Origin of the sequence: Segatella copri (assembly GCF_026015295.1) — a bacterium.
Classification (GTDB): domain Bacteria; phylum Bacteroidota; class Bacteroidia; order Bacteroidales; family Bacteroidaceae; genus Prevotella; species Prevotella copri_C.
In genome coordinates this window covers 791,188-813,081 of sequence record NZ_JAPDUW010000001.1, presented here as the reverse complement: position 1 = coordinate 813,081, position 21,894 = coordinate 791,188, and the positions used below count along the sequence as shown (strand labels likewise).

Below are 21,894 nucleotides of genomic sequence, written 5' to 3'. Positions count from 1 at the left end.
ACTTATCTTCTAAAGCATCTCATCATGGCAAAACAAGGTTGGATTCAAGTGACCTATTCCTTGATAATCCAATCACCTATCGTCCGCTGTGTGCTGTCATAATTTACACCAATCTTAAACAGACGCTTACCATCGGCAGAATATGGAATCAGATATCCCTTTTCATCTATCTGTCTGATAGCTTCCTCGGCTGAACCATCATATTTCAACTCGAAAACAAATACGGCATCAGGCATATACACCACTGCATCAGCCCTGCCTATCGCACTATCCTCCTCTACCCTCATGTGTGCTCCCATCAGGTTAAAGATAAGATAGAACACCGTCTGGAAATCCCGTTCGTTCTTATTGCTCAAACGGTTGGAAATGCTGGCAAGATAAGCCTTCAGGCGCACCATCGCTCCCTCAACGTCTGCCTCATAGAGCATTTCCAGAAAATCACCTACCAGACTATTATTATCCAAAGATATTGGTGAAAGATAGTTAGGTGCAAGACTCTTGAGCATGCCAATCTTAACCTCTCTGTTAGGATATTCCAAGGTATAACGTTGCAGCATCGGGTTATACTTCTTGATGGTGAGATAACCACTCTGATAGAGCAACGGAAGCGCAGAAGTCATCATTTCTGGCGAAACATCAAAGTCATCCACATCACATGATTTCTTCTCAATATCCATCACATTGACGTGATACTTCTGCAGCGTCTTGATAAGATAAGTCGGCGTACCCGAGCCAAACCAGTAAGGAGCAATATCCCGTGCATTCAGTGCCTTTACCAGGCTGAACGGATTGAATACATCTTCAGATTTCTTACTGAAATGATAGCCGTCGTAGAATCTTGTCAGCTCTGCCAGGCACTCCTCATACGTCATACCCAGGTCTTCTCCCAATGCCTCTATATCCGGTTTCATCTGAGTGGTAAGTTCCTTCTTGCTGATACCGCAAATAGCCGAATACTGGTCGAACATACTGATGTTATCGAGGTTATTCAGTTCGCTGAAGATGCTGAGCTGCGAGAACTTGGTGATACCCGTGATGAAGGTAAACTCCAAGTATGGGTCGAGCATCTTGATGGGACTATAGAAGTTCTGCATGATGAGGCGCAGCGGTTTCAAATTTTCCTTTTCATGCACTACATCCAGCAAAGGGGCATCATATTCATCAATGATAATCACTACCTTCTTACCCGTCTGCTTGTATGCTTCTTTCACCAGGTCTTTCAAACGGAGGTTAGCGTCCACCTGATGCGTCTTATATCCCCAGATTGTCTCCTGCTCTTCAAGCATATCAGCCAGGTATCTTTCCAGCTGTTCCACTCCCATGTGCTTGGCGCCGCTCAGGTCGAAATGCAGCACAGGGTGCTTCACCCAATCCTTCTCATAATCAGCAATGGCCAATCCCTCAAAAAGTTCTTTCCTTCCCTCGAAATAGGCCTGGAGGGTAGATGCAAAGAGCGACTTTCCGAATCGTCTTGGACGACTCAGAAAGACATACTTCATTTTTTTCTCTCGAAAATCCACGATGTATTGGGTCTTATCTATATAGAGATAATTACCCTCTCTGATATTCGAGAATGTTTGTATTCCTACAGGATAGAAATTTACCATTTTTGCCATATTCCTACATGCTTTACGTTTTGCGCTGCTAAGTTACGAATATTTTTTTGAATAGGAAAATTTTGGGAGAGATATTTTTCACAATTATCTTTTGCACTATTAAATGAAAGCCCTCAATCTCACTTTCACTCATAATTCTTAATTATTTTAAATTTAACAATATCCTTAATCTTTGTTGGAATAAGATCTGGTTGCTAAAGTAGTTTTAAATTCTTTGGATGCAAATATACTGCAAAATCTTGATAACGCCAAATATTTGAATGAAATTAACATCATTATTGGCTAATAACTGAACTTCGCATATCAGGAAGTTAAAGGAGTTAAGGAAGTTAAGGAGTTAAGACAATAGAGTCTGAAAACGTTAAAAAATACAAACAAGGTGTCGCATTGCCCACGAATGAGACACCCAAAACCAAAAAATCATACCTGAAAAAACAAATATTACCCCCCACTTTCAAATAAAAACCTTATCTTTGCACCAGGATTTTTACAATCTGTATCATGAAGGATTTAAAATATTGTAAATTATAATCAAAACATAATAGATTAATATGAGAAATTATTTAACTGGAAAAGAACGATTACTGGTTGCAGCACTTGCTTTAATTCTTCCATTTTCTTTCGCGAAAGCAGAAGCAAGAGAAGATGGAAAGACCGGTCAGCAAGGCTGGTATGTAGGAGTAGAGGGTGGAATGCCTTTCGGCTTCTCTACCTTCTCAAGTTTCGGACACGACAAGACTCATCCCGGTTGGGCTGCTGGCTTATATGGGGGCTATCGTTTCAACTCCATCTTCTCGGCTGAGTTATCTGCCAAGTATGGAGAGATGAAATTGTCTGCACAAGACTGCTGCGTAGAACGTAACTATTGGTTGGGTAGCGACGGTGTGCTTTACAAGGCAGGTGTCCTGGGCATGGACAGTTGGGAGTATGCCAATCTGAAAAGCCATGTCTCTATGGGACAATATGGAGCCAGAGTAAATATCAACCTCCTTGGGTTGTTCCCTCAAACAGCTGACAGCCGATGGGATTTGGCAGTATCACCTCATATTTATGCTGTAACGACCAAGGCTGATATTCAGACTATAGCCGATGATGCCAAAGTGATAAAAGGTTCTACCAACTGGCATTTGGGTTATGGTGCAGACTTGCAGGTGGGCTACCAACTGACCTCTTGCTTAAAACTTGGTATCTATTCCGGTTTGACCCGTCTTACTGGCGAACGTATGGATGGAATGCCGGAATATCAGCATAAGAACAACTTCTTGTGGGAAAGTGGCATAAGATTAGGAATCAACTTGCCTTTTACCAATCATCATCCGTAACTCCTAAAACAAGATAGAGAATGAAAGCAAAAAGAAGATTTAATATTTGGTTATGGGTGCTGTTATGCGTCCCATGCCTGTTGACAAGTTGCGACCATGATGTTCATGATGACAAGGAAGAAAGCGGCTTGTCGGTATCGCTCATTTGGGCTGATGAAGCCGACCAAGGTACGGAAGTGAAAGACGTGAAGCTCTGGATATTCAATGCCAATGACGGCTCGCTTGTAGAGGAAAAACAATATGGCGGTGCACAGGAGGTGGCAAGCCAACGCTTCGCTCTTCCTGAAGGGCATTATCAGATATTGGCTATTACCAATCTCATAGAGCCATTTTTCACCACTGACCAGACCCGGTCTTTGACCAACTGGAACAATATCCAGATAGGCTTGACCAATCCTAAAGATGTGAAGCATAATGCCTATTTCGGAGTTGCCGATGTGAAGATAGACAACAAGGAAGGCAGCTATGTGGTGCAAACCCCTATAAAGAGCGTGCTTTCGGAACTGACCATCATCATCGAGAACATACCGAAAGGCACAGAGATGAGTGGCAAGGCTTTGGATTGTGCCTGGTGTCTGTTCCCAACACTGAAGAACAGTGATGGAGACTACGGTTTGCCGAGCATAGAGCCAACGGAAGTGGAACTCCCTACCCTCCTGGCTACGGAATCAACCCTGAAATCGGAAGTCATCCGACTGATGCCAACCATACAGGGAAGCCCCGCCTCTCATGTTTATCTCCGCCTCTTGCTGCCTAACGGGACCTTGCAGGAGTTTGACATCACTGCTCCTAAGATGAATGTTGGTGGAAAGTATGAACTAAGGTTCAAGTACGAAGAAATGCAGCCGAAGATGAATCTGGAAGCTACCATCAACGGTTGGACAAACCTCAACAATGAAGTAGAAACCAAATAATAATAATAACTTTTAAAATATTGATAATATGAAAAAGATGACGAAGTTTTTCGCCCTTGCACTCTTAGCAGGTGCAATGGTTTCATGCAGTACAGAAGATACAGCTTCTACAACAGCAAATGGTAAGGTAGCCGTGCAGTTTACTGGTGGTATCAGCGTAAACACCCGTGCCAGCGGAACCACTTGGGACAACGGTGACCGTATCGGCATCACCGATATCGGCAACGATACCCGGTACGGCAACGTGCCTTTCATCCTGAAGAACGGGAAATTTGAGGCAGAAGGAAAGGTTATCTATTTCGAAGATACAAAGACCCATACTTTCCGCGCCTACTATCCGTACAACGCGGCGGGAGGCATCATCACAGCCACGACCGATGCCACGGCGCAGCTGAACCAGCCTGCCATCGACTTCCTCTTTGCTTCAGGAGCCACGGGAGACAAAAGCAGCCCGGTGGTGAGCTTTACCGACAAAACCTACAAAGGCGGTGAAGACAACTCCTTCCACCACCGCATGAGCCGGATAACCCTTACCTTCGAGGCGGGCGATGGTGTGGATTTCAGCGTGGTCAAGCCTGAACGTTACACGCTGGACGGATTGTTACTCACCGGTACGTTCAACACGGCCGACGGTATTGCCACCGCAGACAACGGACTACAGACCGGAGAACTGACCATGAATCTGGCAGACGGCAATCTCACGTCATCGATCATCCTCTTCCCGCAGACAGTTGCATCCCTGCCGTTGGTTGTGAATTACAAAGGTCAGGAATATCCTGCCACACTCACCATGCCCGATGGCGCACTGCTGGCGGGCAACAACTACACCTATACTGTCAAGGTGAGCAACAAAGTCCTTGAAGTCAGCGAAGCCACCATTGCAAAGTGGAACGATATAGACGGTGGAGAAGTGGATGCTGACCTGTAAGATATTAATAATTAATTGATTAGAATGAAGGATTATGAGACATAGATTATTTATCCCCGCAGCCACCGCACTGCTGTTCGCCCTCGCCGCCTGCACACAGGACGAACTGGCTGACGATAGCCGTCTGTCCAAAGAGGAATACCCAATAGTCATCCATGCCACCGGACTGTCCGTGGAGGCAACGCCATCAACCCGTGCATCCGTGGACGGCGACTGGGTGGACGTCAATTCCGTGGCACTCAAGATTGGCGATGCGGTAAAGGAATACACCGTTACGGCTACGGATGCCGACGGATACAAGAGTGCTACGCTCTCACGCGAGAACGACCCGTACTACTGGATCAGCCGCAACCCAATTACCGTATCGGCATGGTGGCCCTTGGATAATACAGACATCACACAGATGCCTGTCGTGAAGGTTGCCGAAGACCAGAGCAAATTGGCTGACTTCCAGAAAAGCGACTTCATTTCCGCCGAAAACCAGACGGTGAAATTTGACGACCCGACACTTGGATTTACCCACCGCACGGCACGCGTCGCAATCGAACTGAAGCCCGGCACGGGATTCACGAGCGTCGCCGGTGCCACGGTGAGCCTCGTGAGCCTTTCCGCCGATAACGGCAACCCGACCGCCATCAAGACTTACAACGCAAGCGGAAACACCTACGAGGCACTGACCGCCCCGCAGACCGTTGCGGCAGGCAAGCCGTTCGTCAAGGTGGAACTCGGCAGCGGCACCTTCTACTTCCGCCCGCAGAACGACGTCGTATTAGAAGCGGGCAACCGCTATAAATACACCGTCAGGGTGAACACCACTGGCTTGACGTTAGAGGGTTGCACCATCGGCAGCTGGGCTGACGGCGGCGGCGAGAGCGGCGCAGCCGAGGATTTGGGCTACATCTACGACAGCAACACCAATACCTACACGGTCTATAACGCCGACGGCCTGCTGGCATGGAACAAAGCCATACAAGAAGATGAATCGATAAATTGCACCCTCACCGCCGACATCGACCTGACGGGTAAGAAATGGACACGTTTAGACACATGGCCAGGCTACTCCGGCGTCTTTAATGGGCAGGGACACCGCATTACGGGATTAAACTTTTCAGCAGCGAGTTTTGGACTTTTTTATTTTTTAAATGTAAGTGGAGTGATAAAGAACCTACAACTCATAGATGTGAATCTGGATGGCAGTAGTGGAGGAGCTGCTGGAATGGTGGACCGAAATCATGGCCAAATCATTGCCTGCTCTGTGACGGGAAAACTTACTGTACATAGTGGTGGTATAACCAATGCAAATTATGGCGATATCATCGCTTGCTGGTTCGACGGCACATTGATAGATGAGTCTGGCTGTGGAACTCTAGTGCGTTTCAACTACAAGAATATAACTTCCTGCTATTGGGGAGGCAATACCGGGCAAGGAGTACTCCGTAATGAAGGAGGAACGGTAGTTGCCACGAAGGTGGACGGCGCGACCGTGAAATGGCAGACAGCCGTCGACGGCATGAACCCCGCCCTCACCGGCAACGACTACCAGTGGGCACTCGGCACCGACGGCCTGCCCGTACTGAAAAGAAACAATAACAACCCCTAAACAACACGCATCATGAAACGAACAAACATCCATATATTCGCAGCCATCGCCCTGCTGTTCGCCCTTGCCGCCTGCACGCAGGACGAAGCGGGCTTCCTGCCTGAAGGGGCGGAAGGCAGATCCATCGTCTTCACCGCCACGGGGCTGAACCCCGCTGCGACAGCCACCGCCGGCACCCGTGCCCCGGTGGACGGCAATTGGGAGGGTGTGCAGAGCGTAGCAGTTCTGATGGACGGCACGGTGAAGGCATACGACGTAACGCCCTCCACCGCCGACCCCACCAGCGCCACGCTGACCTCCACCGACCCGTACTACTGGACCAACCACAACGACATCACCGTTACGGCGTGGTGGCCCTACACCGCTGGCGAGACAACCCCACCTGCGGTAAAAGTAAAAGCCAACCAAAGTACCCAGAAGGACTTTGAGACCAGCGACCTCATCGTAGCCGACGGACAGACGGTGACCTACGGTAGCCCCACGCTCCGCTTCACCCACCGCACGGCGCTGGTGACCATCGTTCTGACGGACAACACCGAGGGGCTGGCATCCGTGCAGCTGACGGGTCTCTCCACCGAAGGCGGCAACCCGGATATAATCGTCCCGTATGACAAGGGCAGCAACACCTACACCGCCATCGTAGCCCCGCAAAGTGTGGCAGCTGGCACGGCCTTCATTACCTGCACCTTCACTAACGGCAAGACCTTCGTTTATAAGATGAAGAATGCTACCGACTGGCAGGCGGGCGGTGAATATACCTACACCGTCTCCCTCGCTACGGCAAGAGGCTATATCATAGAGGACGACGGCAGCTACACGGTCTATAACGCCGACGGTCTGATGAATATAGCCGAATTAGTGAACGGAGGTAAGACCGACATAAACATTACCCTCGACAAAAACATTGACCTCACCGGCAAAGCCTGGACGCCGATAGGCACAGACTACGACAACTCATACAAAGGCACCTTCGATGGTGGCGGCCATACCATTACGGGGCTGACCTTTACGACAAATGACGAATTTGCGGGTCTGTTCGGCTATCTCAATAGAGCTGGTACGGTGAAGAACGTGGTGATGGAGGGCGTACAGATAACAAGCAATCAAATATATGGCGGCAGTATTGGCGGCGTGGTAGGATCTAGCTATGGCACCATTGAAAACTGCTCGGTGTCGGGCAGCATCAGCGGCACGGTGTATGTCGGCGGTGTGGTGGGTGTTCAAATAGGCGGTTCCATCACCGGATGCAGCTCCTCTGCCACAGTGAAGGGAACGGTCGATGTCGGCGGCGTGACAGGTCAGACGAATTCGAGTGCCACCCTGACCGCTTGCTATGCCACAGGCAACGTGATCATAGAAATAAACCCCAAAAAGAATATCGCTGGCGGCAGTCTGGTGGGAATGAACGCAGGAATCAGCCTCCTTGCCTGCTATGCCACGGGCAACGTAACCAGTACGGGTAGTAGCACTGGCTATGTACATATCGGCGGCTTTTTGGGAGATAACTATAATACCACCGTGACCGCCTGCTATTGGAAGAACAATCATGAACAAGGTATCGGCTACAATACGAAAAGCACCAAAGCCACGAAGGTGGACGGCTCTGTCGTTACTTGGCAGAAAGCCGTCGATGCCATGAACACCGCCTTGCAGAACGCAGGCTCAAAGTGGCGTTACGAACTTAAAGGAGCATTGCCTACCTTGAGGAAGCAGTAAGCTGTTGCGGGCGGAAAAGTTCCGCCCGCAACGAACATTAAACGACAAGGGTCTATATGCCACGATGAAAAGGTGGCGTATAGACCCTTGGTTATATGGTGATATTCGTAATCTACATCTCCGCTTTCTGTTTTTTAAGAATTGCTCAGATTCTTAATGATATCTAAAGGCAGCTGGGTAGCCTTGGCAACCTGTTCGGCAGAAAGTCCCATTGCCAGCATATTCTTAGCTATTTCCAGGGCTTTCTGATTCATACCGATTTCAATACCCTCCGCAAGACCTTCACGCTTGGCAGTGTCTACGGAATTCTTGATGTCGCGATATGCCATCTTGCTGGTCTCGTACTCCCTCATTTCCTGCGGAGTAAACTTGGCTATTTCGGCTTCCTCGAAGAGGCGGTCGAAAACCTTGTCGCACAGTTCTTTAGGGCGCTGGGTAAGCTTATAGAGGTTCTTCAGTGCATAGAGCCACTTCTCGTAGAGCGTATCCAGTTCTTCCAGGGGTTTGTTGAACTTGGAAATCTCTACATAAATATATTCGAGCTTGTCGTAAAATACTTTGTGGGTAGCTGTGTCGCACAACTGCACATGATGGCGGATTTTCTCCTTGTCGAAGGCGTCCTCGTTCATGCTGAAGTTGAGCAGGGCTACGGTATAGACATGATTGAGTCTGAAATCCCAGTCATTCCCCTTAGGTGCCTGCTCACGGATAGGAAAGGTTGAGTAGAAAAGGGCGCGATCCTTGAAATACGTCTGGTAGGCATTCTGCATTTCTACGATGAACTTCTCGCCGTTTTCGCCCTCGCAATATACATCAAAGATGGCTCTTCGGTCGGTATATACATCTCCCACGTGCTCCGGGTTCAGATACGACACGTCCTTCACAACCTGTCTGCCATTAAACAAGCTGTTGAGGAAGCAAATGAGCAAATCCTTGTTCATTGCTGTTCCAAAAATTCGCTTGAAACCGAAGTCGGTCAGCAAGCTGATGTATCTTTCTTCTACCTGTTTCATACGCTTTATGTTTTTATTTTCTTCTGCAAAGATACGCTGAATATTTGTAACTTCCAAATTTTTAGGGCTGTTTTTTTCATTGAGGAGTGGAAAGTCTTTTTACTTCTCCCTTCACCTCCCTTCACCACCCTTCACCCTTAACTATCTGACCCACAAAATATTAAACAAAAAGGTGAAGGGTGAAGGGTTGAAAACTCTTTTATATATATACGCGTGAAGGGTAAGGGTAAAAACCGAAAAAAAGACCCTAGGGTCAAAAATCGCAAAATCCATAAAATAAAGAATATAATATAGAGTTTAAAATATACCCTTCACCCTTCACCTCGTCATTTTTCAACTTTTTCTTCCGACAGGCAATACAAAACCAAACATCATCTTCATCTTCAAAATACCCCCAGAAAGGGGCACCGATTTGCTGCGTTAAAAACTTTAACCTAGGTTATAGTTTGTAAAAAGTGAGCGTTATGACGCTCACCCACTCTATTCACAAATTTGTAGTAATTTCGCAGCATGAATCAAAAGATCAAAGAAACATTAGACATGGGCAGTTTTTTAAAAGAACTGGCAGAAGAAGCTGACACAAAACTCGGCTTCGCCAAAGAGTTAGGTATGAACCAACCCAAAGTGAGAAATAACAGGGGCGGCAGGAATACCATCAGCATGGATACCAAAAAGGGAACCTTCACTCCCGAAAAACTCCTTGCCATGGAAGAGGCTATCAAAAGCTATCTGAGACTGGAAGACAAAATGAACAGACATCAGGAAGGATACCAATCCAAACTGAAAATCTACAAGGAAAAAGTAGACAGGTGGGAGGAAGAGAAAGGAGAAGAGTATTGGGAAGAAAGAAAAAGAAAATGGGCACTGCTCAGAGAAAAACTTCCATACAACAAGGTTTCCAGGAAATCCGCTAAAATTTATGAGAAATTCATCAAACTGACAACCCTTTAAATTTTAAAAATATGGCAAAAAAGAAAACAACAGAAGCAATCAACAGTGAACAGGAAGCCATGGAGGAGAAAGAGGCCTTGCCCTCATTTTTCACTAACCTGTTTTCCTCTGCCAGCAACCCGCTCCCTAACAGAGCGGTGCTGGAGTACAACATCATGCATTCAGCACCGGTAAAAGCCAATACCGAAGGCTACAGGGCGATGATGAAGGTGGACAAGAGAACGGCAGAGGACATCAAGCACCGGCTGCCCTGCATCACACCCAGCGTGCAGCTCAAAGGTAATGCCAAGAAGCTGACCGACTTCAGAAAGGAAACCTACTGGCTGATGCTCGATTATGATGACGTGCCCCCCGAAGACATCGCGGCTCTTAAGAAAAAAGCCCTGAAACAGCCCTTCACCATGGTCTTCTACATCACCGTCTCGGGCAAGGGATTCCGCATCCTGCTCAGATATATGCGGCCTGAAGGATGCAATCTCACTGCCACCGAGCTCCACCTGCTCGCCATCAGGAAAGCCATGAGCATGTACGACAAACTGCTGGGTATCAGCAGCGACAAGCAATGCCAGGACATGGTGAGAAGCTGCGGACTGGCTTACGACCCCGAGGCTTACTTCAACTGGAATGCCGAAGTTCTCCCCATCACCCGGGAGGAGGTGGAGAACTTCGAAAAAGCCACAAAGCAACAGGAGGAACAGAACAGGAAAAGACAGACGGAGGCTGAAAAATCCAGAAAGAAAAGCCCTCGCAAACAGGAAGACGAGGCGCCACCCAAAACGCTCACCACCGAAGAGATTCTGCAGTATGTAGACAAACTGGCTGAGAGCTGGGAAGAGCGGTTTGAGGAGCATCATCACAACAGCTACGTAGTGAGATACGCCACATTCTGCCTCTGTTTCGGAGCCGAAAAGGAGGAGGCTGTGAAACACATGGCAGATAAGTTTGGCGGCGAATATGCCGATACCGAGCGGGTGGCACGAGAGATTTACAAGCATACCGAGCGGCTGGGAACCTGGAAGATAAGACAGCAGGGAGAGGATGAGCAGAAACGCTATACCAGCATGAGAGCACTGCTGGGATGGCTGGGAGCCCGATATGAAATGCACCACAACACGCTGAGCAACCAGTATGAAGTGCGCGCCATCAACACCGGAGAGAAGCTCTATCTCGACTGGACCGAAGTAGATACCCGGGTGAGCAATTCCCTGTTCGTGAAGATGGAACTGGATAACATCTGCACCACCCAGAAAAAGCTGGATACGGTAATCAGAAGTAACTTCAGTCCCGAATTCAACCCCATGGAGGAATATCTGAAGAGTCTGCCGAAATGGGACCGAAAGACTGACTATATCGCAGAATTAGCCCATCGGGTAACCGTGATGCAGACCGGCGGGTACCGCCATACGGAGGAGGATTTTGCCTATGCCTTCAGGAAATGGCTGGTCAACATGGTGGTTTGCTGGGTTCGGCCCGATGTCACCAACCAGTCTATCATGGTTTTCGTAGGCAAGGGCGGCATCTTCAAGACCACGTTTTTCGACCATCTTCTGCCGCCCCATCTGCGCAAGTATTTCGCCAACGATTCTACGGGCGACTACAAGAACAAGGATTTCCTGCAGATGTGTGCCAGCAAGGCGATAGTGTGTCTCGATGAGTTCAGCTGTCTGCGCGGCAAGAACCTGGATTCCTTCAAGAGCAACATCACGAAGCGCAACATCAGCATGCGAATCCCTTATGCCGAGTGGGACTGCATTCTGCAGAACAATGCGGGGTTCTGTGCCACGAGCAATGAGGTTCATATCATCGATGATGACGAGAACCGCCGTTTCCTCATCTGGCGCATCGAGAAGATCAAGAGTCCCATCGACTTCCCCTTCAATTACGATGGCATCTACTCCCAGGCTGTGGCACTGGCTCAGGAGGTGATAGAGAAGCGCCGCAAGGGTGAGTCCTGCGACTGGGTTTACTGGTTTACGAAGGAGGAGAATGAGGAGATACAGCGCCACAATCTTTATTTCCGTGTGAACAACTATATAGCCGAGCGCATCAACAAGTTCTATCGTGTTCCTGATGCCGATACGCCGTCCGAGTTCTGCAAGTTTGTTACGGCGAGTGATGTGATGGATCGCATCTGTACGAATCCCGCCTTCCGCCAGTCGATGTCGAACAAGGACATCTCGAAGTACATGGAGGTGCTGGGATTCAAGAAGATTCACCGCAAGACGGGCAACGGCTGGAAGGTGATAGAAATGCGTCCTGACGAGATAGAGAACAACCAGAAGATGGATGGCAGCGAGGATATTCCGCCCGAAGATCTCCCATTCTAGGAAATTCTGCTTCGGAGATATTTTTTTATCTTTCGGAGATATTTCCGTATCTTTCGGAGGGATTTTCTTATGATTCGGAGAGATTTTATTCTAACAGGCAGAAGAAAGAAGCAACAGACAAAAACAGACTAAAAAGAACAAATTATGATAGAAGACAGAAGTTACGGGAAGGCAGAGCTCGCCATGCTCTACTTTCCCACCGCTACCCCCAGGGTAGCGCTCAACCGGCTGGTGAGATGGATCAACCGGTGCCCCGAGCTCAAGCAGAGCCTCTGTTCGGGCTACGCCGGCAAGTTTTCCCACTTCTACACCCGGCAACAAGTAGCAGAAATCATCGAATTTCTGGATGAACCATAAAAAAACACCCTGGAAGGGAATGCATACAACACACTATGCATATCCCTTTCAGGGTGAGTTTATTATAGGAAAAAATACCCGGTTTTTAAACGCTTTTGCCCTTAGACTTCCAGTCGTCAATCGTCCCCGTCTTAGACGAGAAATTGCAGCCTATCAGGTAAATCGTTCTGTTGTCTGTAGCATACTCACGGGCATATCCTTTTTCCTCGATTTGTTTCAAGGCTTCAGTCGCTGACCCATCACGCTTAAATTCGAAGATATATACAAACATTGGGGTCTCAATAATGCAATCAACCCGTCCTTCACTTTGCTCCTTTTCTATTAGAACGGTAAAACTGCTTATCATGCGAATCACCAGATAGAAGGTATATTGAAAGTATCGCTCTTTTTCCCGCTCGTCATCTTTACGACGTTGGCTATAGGGTATACTGGCGAAGAAGGAAGTAAGTAGTTTCTCCAATTTGTCACAATCTCCCATCTTCATCGTATTAACAACTTCTACGACCCAAGCGTCAGGCGATTCCTTGGGCTTCAGATAGTTGGCAGCCACCATGGTTACGAAACCAGCTTTTACTTCATCGTTTGGAAAATCCAAGAGATAAGAATCGGTATCCATGTTCCAATCCTTAATGGTGAGATAACCACTCTGGTAAATCATTGGCAATGGAGCCTCTGTATCCGCCTTGTAATCTATAAAACTGCTGGTAGGATAAAATTTCCCTGTCAGTTCATTGAGGTTTTCGTCGAAGTGAGCTAATAAGCGGACCAGATAAGTAGGTGAACCTGTACGGAACCAGAAATCACTCAGGATTTTCTTGCTCAGTGAGTTCAAGATACTGAAAGGATTGTAGATGTCGAGCATGCTTGGGCTGAAATGGTAACCGTCATATTTGCGCTTGAGCCGATATTTCATCTCATCCTCAGACACTTTATATCTTGCAGCCATTGCCTTGATTTGCTCATCAAAGACAGAATACAGTTCCTCTTCCGTGATGCCGCAAAGAGCCTCGTAGCGGTCGTCCATGCTGATGTCATCTGGTTGGTTGAAACCACTGAATACGCTTACTTGCGAGAACTTGGTAACACCTGTCAACAGCACGAATTTCAAATCTCTGTCAGCAGCCTTGAAGACACTGTAGAAACCTTTCATGATTTCACGATGTCGGTCTTCCAACAAACGTTCGTTGCCTTCAGAATCGAAGGTCTTTAACCCTGAGTCTAAAACATCCAATAAAGGTTTGTCATATTCATCTATCAGGACTACGGCGCCAAGTCCTGTCCTTTCGTGGGCAGCTTTCAAAACAGCCATGAATCGGTCTCCCAAGGTGTTGGCCAATGGGTTTCTGCCATAATTCAGTTCTTGGGTTTCAACAAAAGTCTGCAAGGTTTTTTCCAATTCGCCTGCCTGTGTGAAGTCCTTGCCGTTGAAATCAATATGAAAAACAGGATATTGCTTCCATTCTTTTTCTAACTGTTCGATGGCAAGTCCTTTAAACAATTCTTTTTTTCCTTGGAAGTAGCATTCCAGGGTAGAAATCAACAACGACTTTCCGAATCGTCTTGGACGACTCAGAAAATATATTTTCCCATTATGCACTAAATCATAGAGGAGCTTGGTCTTGTCGAGATAAACATAACCGCCATCTATAATTTCACTAAAGTTTTGTATACCTATAGGATATTTCATATTGTTGCTTTTTATTGAATTTTTGGCAAAGTTACGAAAAAAGTTGGTATCTGCAAAATAATGCGGAATAAAATGTCTTTATTTTCAAATAAAAGCAATTCTTATGCTATATATCCCTGCGCTCCGCTCTACATCGTTGAAAGTTCAGTAACATAAAAAAATACCACTTTTTTCAACCTTTTTTTCCCGAATCCCTGCAAATCGCACAAATCGCATAGTTGGGGGTTCGGGAATGTTGTATCTTTGTATCGTCAATCAGAGAGGTTGATGCAGCAACGGTCTCGGCGGAGACACAGACTGCTTTTTACTAAAACTAAATTTTTAAAAGTATGATTCTCATCAAGTTAGCGAAGAACAAGAACAAGACAATCAAGGAAGCGTATGGCAAGTATTATGCGCGACCAGTAGTAACAGAAACCATCGGTATCGATGAACTCGCCGAACACATGGCGAGCCACAACACCCCGTTCTCGAAGGGTGCCATCAAGGGCCTTCTCACCGATATGGTGAGCTGTGTGAAGGAGCTCGTGCTCCAGAACAAGGCAGTGAAGATAGACAACCTTGCCATCTTCTCCATCGGCATCATCAACAAGATGGGAGCCGCCAGCATCAAGGAGTGGAGCCTCGCCAAGTTTGTAGAAGGCTACCGCCTCAGAGCACGTGCTACCGGCAAGCTCAGCAACACCCAGCTCTCTCTCGATGCCAACGCCAAGAACGCCATGGATCTCCTCAACTCTAGCGAGAGCGCTGCAGGCGATACCACCACTGGCGATACCACACAGGGCAGCGGAACCACTGGGGGCGGCGGTACATCACAAGGCGGCAGTACCGACGGAACAGGCGACAACGGAGACGGCCTGGAGTAGTGAACCGTCTCTCAAATATGCGAAACGACAGAAGAAGGAAGGAGTGAACTGACCGGCGACAGGGATATTCCGAAGGCACAAAGCGGCTGGTTTTCATCCTGACGATTACGGATAAACAGCAAATCATAATGACCCAAGAACCTGCCTTTTACGGGTATCCGGGCAGGCAGTTACTCCCCCGCCCTTCTTTTTCCAGAAACGCTTACTGAAACTAAATTTCAACCACTAAAACAAGCATGTGACTATCATTATCCACTTAGTATTAATCATTAAAAAACAAAGCAAAATGAAAAAAGTAAATTGGAAAACCATCATCAACTTCCTCATCACGGTATTAACAGCTGTAGCCAGCTCATTCTGTGTACAGAACTGCTAAAAGAAGGGAGGTTGCCATGACACAGAAACATCGTAGCATTTCACTCATCGTGATCCACTGTTCTGCCACGAGAGTGACTCAGGATTTCACATTCGAGCAGTTGGAGGCCTGCCATCTTGCCCGCGGTTTCAAGAGTATCGGCTATCATTATTACATCACGAAGGATGGTGTGGTATATCCGGGTCGTCCGGAGTCGGAGGTAGGAGCCCATGCCCGTCATTACAATGCCCACAGCATCGGCATCTGTTATGAGGGAGGTCTCGACAAGAACGGCAAGCCTGCCGATACGCGCACTCCAGCCCAGAATCAGTCTCTGTATTCGCTTCTGGAGAGCCTCTGCCTCTCCTATCCTGATGCAGAGATACTGGGCCACCGCGATTTGCCGAACGTTCACAAAGACTGTCCGTCGTTTGATGTCAAGCGATGGCTGAAGTTGGTAGATTTCCACATCTAGACGAAGCCAGAGGATATAGATGTCTAAACTCAGAAAATTACTAAAAAAGGGTGTGTCATGCAGTTATGACACACCCATTTTCTGTTTTAAGAACATAAACGCAGACTCGTAAGTCAGCTAGGCGTATTAGAAAGAAACTCATCAACAAAAGACTGGGGAGTCATTATTTTAATTCGTTTATTATCTGAGACACCAACGAAGTCTTTAACATTGATAGTCAACAAAATGTCAGCACCACAATTAATAGCCGCCTGATATTGATAACTATCTTCTAAATCTCTAAAGTTTTCATCCTCAACTCCTTGTTTCAGTCCAAATCTTGAAGCAGACGAAATTTGGAAAGTGTCAAGAATGCGGAGCAGAATTTTCCTTTCCTGTACTAAACGTTCAGGATTGTAGATACTCATTCTTCGTAATTGTTTATCCACGAGAAAAGTGATGGTGTAGAATCCTCCTTCAGACAAGAACAAAGTATGACTAGTAGATGCCAAGGTAAGAATTTTAGCCACAGCATCAAACAGAAGTCTTTTTTCTAAAAATTCCGTTATAATATTGGTATCACAAAAGATTTTCATATCCCATATTTTTCTTCCAGATACTCATCACGCAGTTCTTTATCACTTTTATCTGAAGCGAACATGCCGCCCATTTCTTCCCAACTGAACATTTTTGACTCAGCAGGAGCTTTCATATCTTCCTTTTCAGATATATCAACAACAATTTTTTGCAGGATTTTATTTACCCAATCCTCAATATTAAGTTTATCTTTTCTTGCAAAGATTGCCGCTTTGTCATATACATCTGGTCTTAATGTAATTGTTGCCATAATAATCTTTTTCTATTTAGCAATTGCAAAACTACATTTTTTTATTGAAAGTGCCAAATGAATTTGAAAAAAAATGCATTATTTTACTTTTTTTCCTCATATAACGGAATTTTTCCCGAATCTCTGCTAATCGTACAAATCTCTCAAATATGCGCAACGACAGAAGAAAAATAAGTGTTATTCATAGAAAATTACTAAAAAAGGGTGTGTCATGCAGTTATGACACACCCTTTTTCTGTTTATCTATTTCTTCTTCGGCAAACCTATCTTCTTGCCTACCTTGAAACGGTCGAAACCTTCGCCATAAACACCGATGACGGCACTCTGGCTGACAAAGGCGGTAGGATCTATCTCGTCGATAAGACGGAATATCTTCTGAGACTCACGCTGACGCGCCAATACAAACAGCATGTGGACATCCTTGCCACTGTAACAGCCATGACCATCCATCACCGTACAACCTCGGTCGGCAGCGGTATTGATGGCTGCACTGAGCTCCAGATATTTGTCGCTGATGATGAAGAACTGAACCGAACGGCGCAACGCATTCACCACATGATCTACACAGAGCGACTGCACAAAGAGGCAGACATAACCGTAAATCACCATCTCCCAATCGCGCAATACCAGATAAGAACTGGTGATGATACACAGGTCGCAAATCATGATGGCATGACCCAGGGAAATGTTCCAATACTTGTTGATCATCGCCGCTACGGTATCAGAACCACCCGTAGAACCATTGCAGGAAAGACCCAGACCGGCACTGCTGCCCATGAAGAACGCACCGATGACCGTTGCCATGAACGGCTGGTCGTGAAGCAGCGGCGTCATGCCTACCGTATGCGTCTCTATCAGACGGGTAGTTAAGGCAAAGATACCAACACCATAGATGGTCTTCAGACAGAACTTATAGCCCAGAATGCGGAATGCGATGAGAAGCAGGAACACATTGAGCGCCAGATAAGATACAGATGCCGGGATGCCAAATCCCCAGTAAAGGATAGAAGCGATACCTCCTACACCACCCATCGTGATATGATTGGGAAGCAGGAAGATGTTCAAACCGATACTACCTTCTATCATCGCCAGGGCAATGATAACGTAGTCGCGGATTTCATGAAGTTTTGTTTTTCTCGTCATATAAATATACGTATTTCTTAAAATGCGGTGCAAAGGTACTAAAAAATAAGTAAAAAAAGGGCAGCTACGTGAAATATTACTTAAAAAACAAATCTTTTTTATGAAACCGGCACCTTAATTCGAAAAGATTTCCTATTTTTGCAGAAACTATGCATTATTAATTATCAAAAAATTCTAGTCTATGGCTAATTACGAAAATGAAATCAACTCGTGGCCAGTCCTGAAAAACGGACTGCACTACAAATGGCTTGTCGACTACGCTGCATTCAGCGCCTTCGGTACTTTTGAGCTCACAGCAGAGGAATGGGAAAAACGCGACCTTATCGTCAACTTTAAAGGTAACTCTGAGCTCACTACGGAGATGGACCATCAGGAAGCCCTGAAGAAGGCTATCGAAATGGTATCAGACAAGCTGAAGAGTCTTTTGGGCGAAGAGGCAGCACAGTTTACCCTGGTCTGTATTCCTGCAGCTCTTGAGGCGCATACCAAGCGCCGTTTCAAGGAGTTCAGCGAGGAGATATGCAAGGCTACGGGCATGACCAACGCCTACCCTGCCTTCAGCTACACGCATGATGTAGATGAAGATGGCGATCCTGTAGATGAACTCCATATCGACGAGGCTTTCTTCCAGGGCAAAAAGATCATTCTCTTTGATGACATCATCGCATCCGGCAATTCGGTAGCCAAGTTTGCCGACCAGCTGGAAGGATATGGTGCCAAGGTAGAACTGGCGCTAGCACTGGGAAAAAAGATTTCTGACGGATATGACCAGAAATAAGAAACTATAAATTGATAGTTTTTTAGGCACGGATTACACGTGCCTAAAAAACACCGTTTTTCATCAGAAAGCGATTTGCTTTCCCTTTTCTATGAACTCTGCATTCACGATATCGATATCCTTCCACATCGCCATATCCGACTCCAATGCGGCCAGGCTTGAGATATCCTCGCCATAACTGAAGAGGCGCTCTATCATCACACCATAGGTAAGATGCTCTATCTTCTCTATCGGATGAAGAACCACCGATTCCTCAAAACTGCTTTTCTTACCATTCCGGATTTCTACCAGCAAACGGGCACGTAACAGTTCCTTAACCGACTGGTTGACAATCTGTTGAGGCACCTTCGTTAAATCATGAATTTCTTTCGGAGTATACGCCTGTTCGCCCTGATTGAACCGACGACATACCAGATGCATCACCACCCCACAAACCTTGATGCGCTGCACCAGTTTCAGGTGATCGTACTGCAAATCACCATCATAATAATGGATGTTCTGGTTGGTATGGCAGAGCAAGGCGCCAAACACTACGATAGCCCACGAAATCTGAAGCCATAACAGGAAGAGCGGAATGGCTGCCAGCGAACCATAGATGACATTGTAGCTGGACAGAAAAACCTGCAGATAGATATATCCATACTGAAGTGCCGTCATGCAGACACCCGCCAGGAACGATGGAACCAGGGTACTGCGAACCCGGATATAGGTATTCGGGATGACATAATAGCAGAACACGAAGAACAGGAACATCGGTACGAAAGCTGCCAGATGGAGGATGAACGAAGGAATGGTATCCCCGATATCCGCTATCCTGTCTACATTATCCACCATATTCACCGTCCATACATTGATGCTCGAAGCAAAGAGAATCAGCAGTCCCAGACCAAACAGAATGGTAGGATATTCGGTAACAATCTGCTTCCACGAACGCTCGCCCGTATGCCAGATGTCATCGAAGGTAAGCTCTATCTTCTGCATCAGCGAAACGATGGTATAGAGAAACATCACGATACCCGTACCGATGATGTAGTTGCTCTGTGTATTCTCAATATAATTGTGAACGAAGTTAACGATGGTCTGCGCCACAACAGGCTGTGCCTCGAAGGTGGTAGAGAGCCAGGATTCGAGCAGAGAGGCATAGCCGAAACCACGGGCTATGACAAACATCATAGCCATGAAAGGTATCAGAGCCATGAAGGAGGCAAAAGTCAAGGCAGCCACATCCCTGGCCCACATATCCTTGAGATAGAAGATGCGACCGGCAAGCATACCCATCTTGATCCAAGACTTGAGTCTGCCCCGGAAGTCTTTGATATTAGAAGAATTGAACTCTCTGATATCTTCGTAAAAACCTAGTATTCTGTTTATTACCCCCATAAGTTTAAAGTATTGGTTTCACGATAAAAACATCAAATCCCTCCACAACACCACCGGGATGCCGTGAAGGGATTTGTCTTAGTATAAATTGCTACAGTTCTATGGATTAATAGAACTTGAAGTAGTTGCGAGCATTGTTGTAAGAGATATCCTCTACCATACGAGAGAGGCTCTCCATGTCGTTAGGAAGCAAGCCCTTCTCTACATCATTGCCGAGGAGGTTGCAGAGCAAACGACGGAAGTACTCGTGACGTGGGTAGCTGAGGAATGAACGAGAGTCAGTCAACATACCTACGAAACGGCTCAGGAGACCCAATACAGAGAGTGCGTTCATCTGGCGGGTCATACCATCGAGCTGATCGTTGAACCACCAGCCAGAACCAAACTGAATCTTACCTGGGCAAGAACCATCCTGGAAGTTACCGAGCATGGTAGCGATTACCTCATTGGCACATGGGTTCAATGTATAGAGGATAGTACGTGTAAGCTTACCCTCCATGTTGAGCTCATTGAGGAAGCTGCTCATAGCCTTGGCTGTAGTGAACTCACCGATAGAATCGAAACCGGTATCAGCACCAAGCTTGTTGTACATCAGTGTATTGTTGTCGCGGATAGCACCATAGTGGTACTGCTGTGTCCAGTCGGCAGCATGATCCATCTCAGCGCAAACCTTGAGGAATGCATGCTTGTACTGACGGATTTCGAGAGCAGAAAGCTGCTGGCCACGCATAGCCTTGGCAAAGATAGTCTCAATCTGAGAATCTGTGTATGGCTCATCGTAGAACTCCTCGATACCGTGGTCGCTCAACTTACAGCCGTTCTCAGTAAAGAAGTCGTGACGCTTCTGCAAAGCATCAACCATATCCTGGAATGTAACGAGGTTAACACCTGCTACCTCACCGAGCTTGTTCATATAGTCAGCGAAATCTGGCTTCTCGATGTTCATAGCCTTGTCAGGACGCCAAGCAGGAATCATCTTGATTTCGAAACCGCTCTCACGTGTCTGCTTGTGGTAACGCAGGTCATCGATTGGGTCGTCTGTAGTACAAACGCACTCTACATTGTAATGACGCATCAAGCCACGAGCACTGAATTCAGGCAACTGCAACTTCTCGTTACACTCATCGTAGATTTCACGGGCTGTTTTAGGGCTGAGCTGCTTATTGATACCGAAAGCAGTCTTGAGCTCCAGGTGAGTCCAGTGATAGAGAGGGTTACGGAAAGTATAAGGCACTGTTTCAGCCCACTTCTCGAACTTCTCCCAGTCGCTAGTATCAGTACCTGTGCAGAAGCGCTCATCTACACCATTGGTACGCATAGCACGCCACTTGTAGTGGTCGCCGCCGAGCCAAAGTTCTGTAATACTCTTAAACTTGTGATCATTGGCTACCATCTCAGGGATGAGGTGGCAGTGATAATCGATAATTGGCATTTTAGCCGCATGATTGTGGAAAAGATCCTGTGCAGTCTTAGTGTCGAGCAGGAAGTTTTCATCCATAAATTGCTTCATAATTCGTTATCGTAGTTTTTAAATGTTTATTTATTCACTATGAATTGTAGCGCAAAGGTACAACAAATATCGGAAAAAAGAATCGTTTAAGCGAAATATTTTTGATAATTTCACTTAAACGATTACGTTG

General features: G+C 46.7%; 20 protein-coding genes. 12 read left to right on the top strand and 8 right to left on the bottom strand.

Annotation, left to right across the window (positions count from 1 at the left end):
• Positions 1-53 precede the first annotated feature (53 nt).
• Positions 54-1,616 (bottom strand): ATP-binding protein, encoded by a 1,563-nt coding sequence (locus ONT18_RS03330; protein WP_234563671.1) that lies wholly within the window; start codon positions 1,614-1,616, stop codon positions 54-56.
• Between the two features lie 551 nt (positions 1,617-2,167).
• On the opposite strand from ONT18_RS03330, the gene ONT18_RS03325 reads away from it, so the two are divergent.
• The 5 genes from ONT18_RS03325 to ONT18_RS03305 are packed head-to-tail and all read left to right on the top strand — an operon-like array spanning position 2,168 to position 8,096.
• Positions 2,168-2,938, top strand: coding sequence for a hypothetical protein (locus ONT18_RS03325; RefSeq protein ID WP_264903989.1), 771 nt, complete (start codon positions 2,168-2,170; stop codon positions 2,936-2,938).
• 20 nt (positions 2,939-2,958) lie between these two features.
• On the top strand, positions 2,959-3,852 hold the full coding sequence (locus tag ONT18_RS03320; protein WP_264903988.1) for a FimB/Mfa2 family fimbrial subunit: 894 nt from the start codon (positions 2,959-2,961) through the stop codon (positions 3,850-3,852).
• A 37-nt stretch (positions 3,853-3,889) separates the two neighbouring features.
• Positions 3,890-4,780: a fimbrillin family protein gene (locus ONT18_RS03315; protein ID WP_264906784.1), complete on the top strand. Its 891-nt coding sequence runs from the start codon at positions 3,890-3,892 to the stop codon at positions 4,778-4,780.
• A 34-nt stretch (positions 4,781-4,814) separates the two neighbouring features.
• Positions 4,815-6,380, top strand: coding sequence for a fimbrillin family protein (locus tag ONT18_RS03310; protein ID WP_264903987.1), 1,566 nt, complete (start codon positions 4,815-4,817; stop codon positions 6,378-6,380).
• A gap of 12 nt (positions 6,381-6,392) precedes the next feature.
• Positions 6,393-8,096, top strand: a complete 1,704-nt coding sequence (locus ONT18_RS03305; protein ID WP_264903986.1) for a fimbrillin family protein — start codon at positions 6,393-6,395, stop codon at positions 8,094-8,096.
• 134 nt (positions 8,097-8,230) lie between these two features.
• Here ONT18_RS03305 and ONT18_RS03300 read toward each other — a convergent pair whose 3' ends face one another.
• Positions 8,231-9,109, bottom strand: coding sequence for an Rpn family recombination-promoting nuclease/putative transposase (locus ONT18_RS03300; protein WP_264903985.1), 879 nt, complete (start codon positions 9,107-9,109; stop codon positions 8,231-8,233).
• A 540-nt stretch (positions 9,110-9,649) separates the two neighbouring features.
• Here ONT18_RS03300 and ONT18_RS03295 point away from each other — a divergent pair.
• From ONT18_RS03295 to ONT18_RS03285, 3 genes are all read left to right on the top strand, one after another.
• Positions 9,650-10,060, top strand: coding sequence for a hypothetical protein (locus tag ONT18_RS03295; protein ID WP_264903984.1), 411 nt, complete (start codon positions 9,650-9,652; stop codon positions 10,058-10,060).
• Positions 10,061-10,071: 11 nt separating this feature from the next.
• Positions 10,072-12,387, top strand: coding sequence for a BT4734/BF3469 family protein (locus tag ONT18_RS03290; protein WP_264903983.1), 2,316 nt, complete (start codon positions 10,072-10,074; stop codon positions 12,385-12,387).
• 144 nt (positions 12,388-12,531) lie between these two features.
• A complete protein-coding gene (locus ONT18_RS03285) occupies positions 12,532-12,744 on the top strand; it encodes a DUF4248 domain-containing protein (protein WP_006846744.1) in 213 nt (70 codons plus the stop codon).
• 85 nt (positions 12,745-12,829) lie between these two features.
• On the opposite strand, the gene ONT18_RS03280 is transcribed toward ONT18_RS03285, so the two are convergent.
• Positions 12,830-14,431, bottom strand: coding sequence for an ATP-binding protein (locus tag ONT18_RS03280; RefSeq protein WP_264903982.1), 1,602 nt, complete (start codon positions 14,429-14,431; stop codon positions 12,830-12,832).
• A 329-nt stretch (positions 14,432-14,760) separates the two neighbouring features.
• On the opposite strand from ONT18_RS03280, the gene ONT18_RS03275 reads away from it, so the two are divergent.
• From ONT18_RS03275 to ONT18_RS03265, 3 genes are all read left to right on the top strand, one after another.
• Complete coding sequence (locus tag ONT18_RS03275; protein WP_264903981.1) at positions 14,761-15,297, top strand: DNA-binding protein; 537 nt, start codon at positions 14,761-14,763, stop codon at positions 15,295-15,297.
• 286 nt (positions 15,298-15,583) lie between these two features.
• Positions 15,584-15,673 carry a smalltalk protein gene (locus tag ONT18_RS03270; RefSeq protein ID WP_022120265.1) on the top strand — a complete coding sequence of 30 codons (90 nt, stop codon included), beginning with the start codon at positions 15,584-15,586 and terminating at the stop codon, positions 15,671-15,673.
• A 16-nt stretch (positions 15,674-15,689) separates the two neighbouring features.
• Positions 15,690-16,127: an N-acetylmuramoyl-L-alanine amidase gene (locus tag ONT18_RS03265; RefSeq protein WP_153081464.1), complete on the top strand. Its 438-nt coding sequence runs from the start codon at positions 15,690-15,692 to the stop codon at positions 16,125-16,127.
• 113 nt (positions 16,128-16,240) lie between these two features.
• Here the strand turns inward: ONT18_RS03265 and ONT18_RS03260 are convergent, their stop codons facing one another.
• From ONT18_RS03260 to ONT18_RS03250, 3 genes are all read right to left on the bottom strand, one after another.
• Entirely contained in the window at positions 16,241-16,702 is a 462-nt protein-coding gene (locus tag ONT18_RS03260; RefSeq protein WP_117586891.1) for a hypothetical protein, read from the bottom strand.
• Positions 16,699-16,953, bottom strand: a complete 255-nt coding sequence (locus ONT18_RS03255; RefSeq protein WP_117586890.1) for a hypothetical protein — start codon at positions 16,951-16,953, stop codon at positions 16,699-16,701. The genes ONT18_RS03260 and ONT18_RS03255 overlap by 4 nt, the downstream gene beginning before the upstream one ends.
• A gap of 243 nt (positions 16,954-17,196) precedes the next feature.
• A complete protein-coding gene (locus ONT18_RS03250; protein WP_006846749.1) occupies positions 17,197-18,096 on the bottom strand; it encodes a YitT family protein in 900 nt (299 codons plus the stop codon).
• Positions 18,097-18,277: 181 nt separating this feature from the next.
• On the opposite strand from ONT18_RS03250, the gene ONT18_RS03245 reads away from it, so the two are divergent.
• Entirely contained in the window at positions 18,278-18,874 is a 597-nt protein-coding gene (locus ONT18_RS03245) for a phosphoribosyltransferase (protein WP_006846750.1), read from the top strand.
• Between the two features lie 63 nt (positions 18,875-18,937).
• On the opposite strand, the gene ONT18_RS03240 is transcribed toward ONT18_RS03245, so the two are convergent.
• Positions 18,938-20,254, bottom strand: coding sequence for a YihY/virulence factor BrkB family protein (locus tag ONT18_RS03240; protein ID WP_264903980.1), 1,317 nt, complete (start codon positions 20,252-20,254; stop codon positions 18,938-18,940).
• A 106-nt stretch (positions 20,255-20,360) separates the two neighbouring features.
• The gene (uxaC, locus tag ONT18_RS03235) at positions 20,361-21,764 is read right to left on the bottom strand and encodes a glucuronate isomerase (protein ID WP_119227416.1); all 1,404 of its coding nucleotides are present in this window, start codon (positions 21,762-21,764) and stop codon (positions 20,361-20,363) included.
• Between the last annotated feature and the right edge of the window lie 130 nt (positions 21,765-21,894).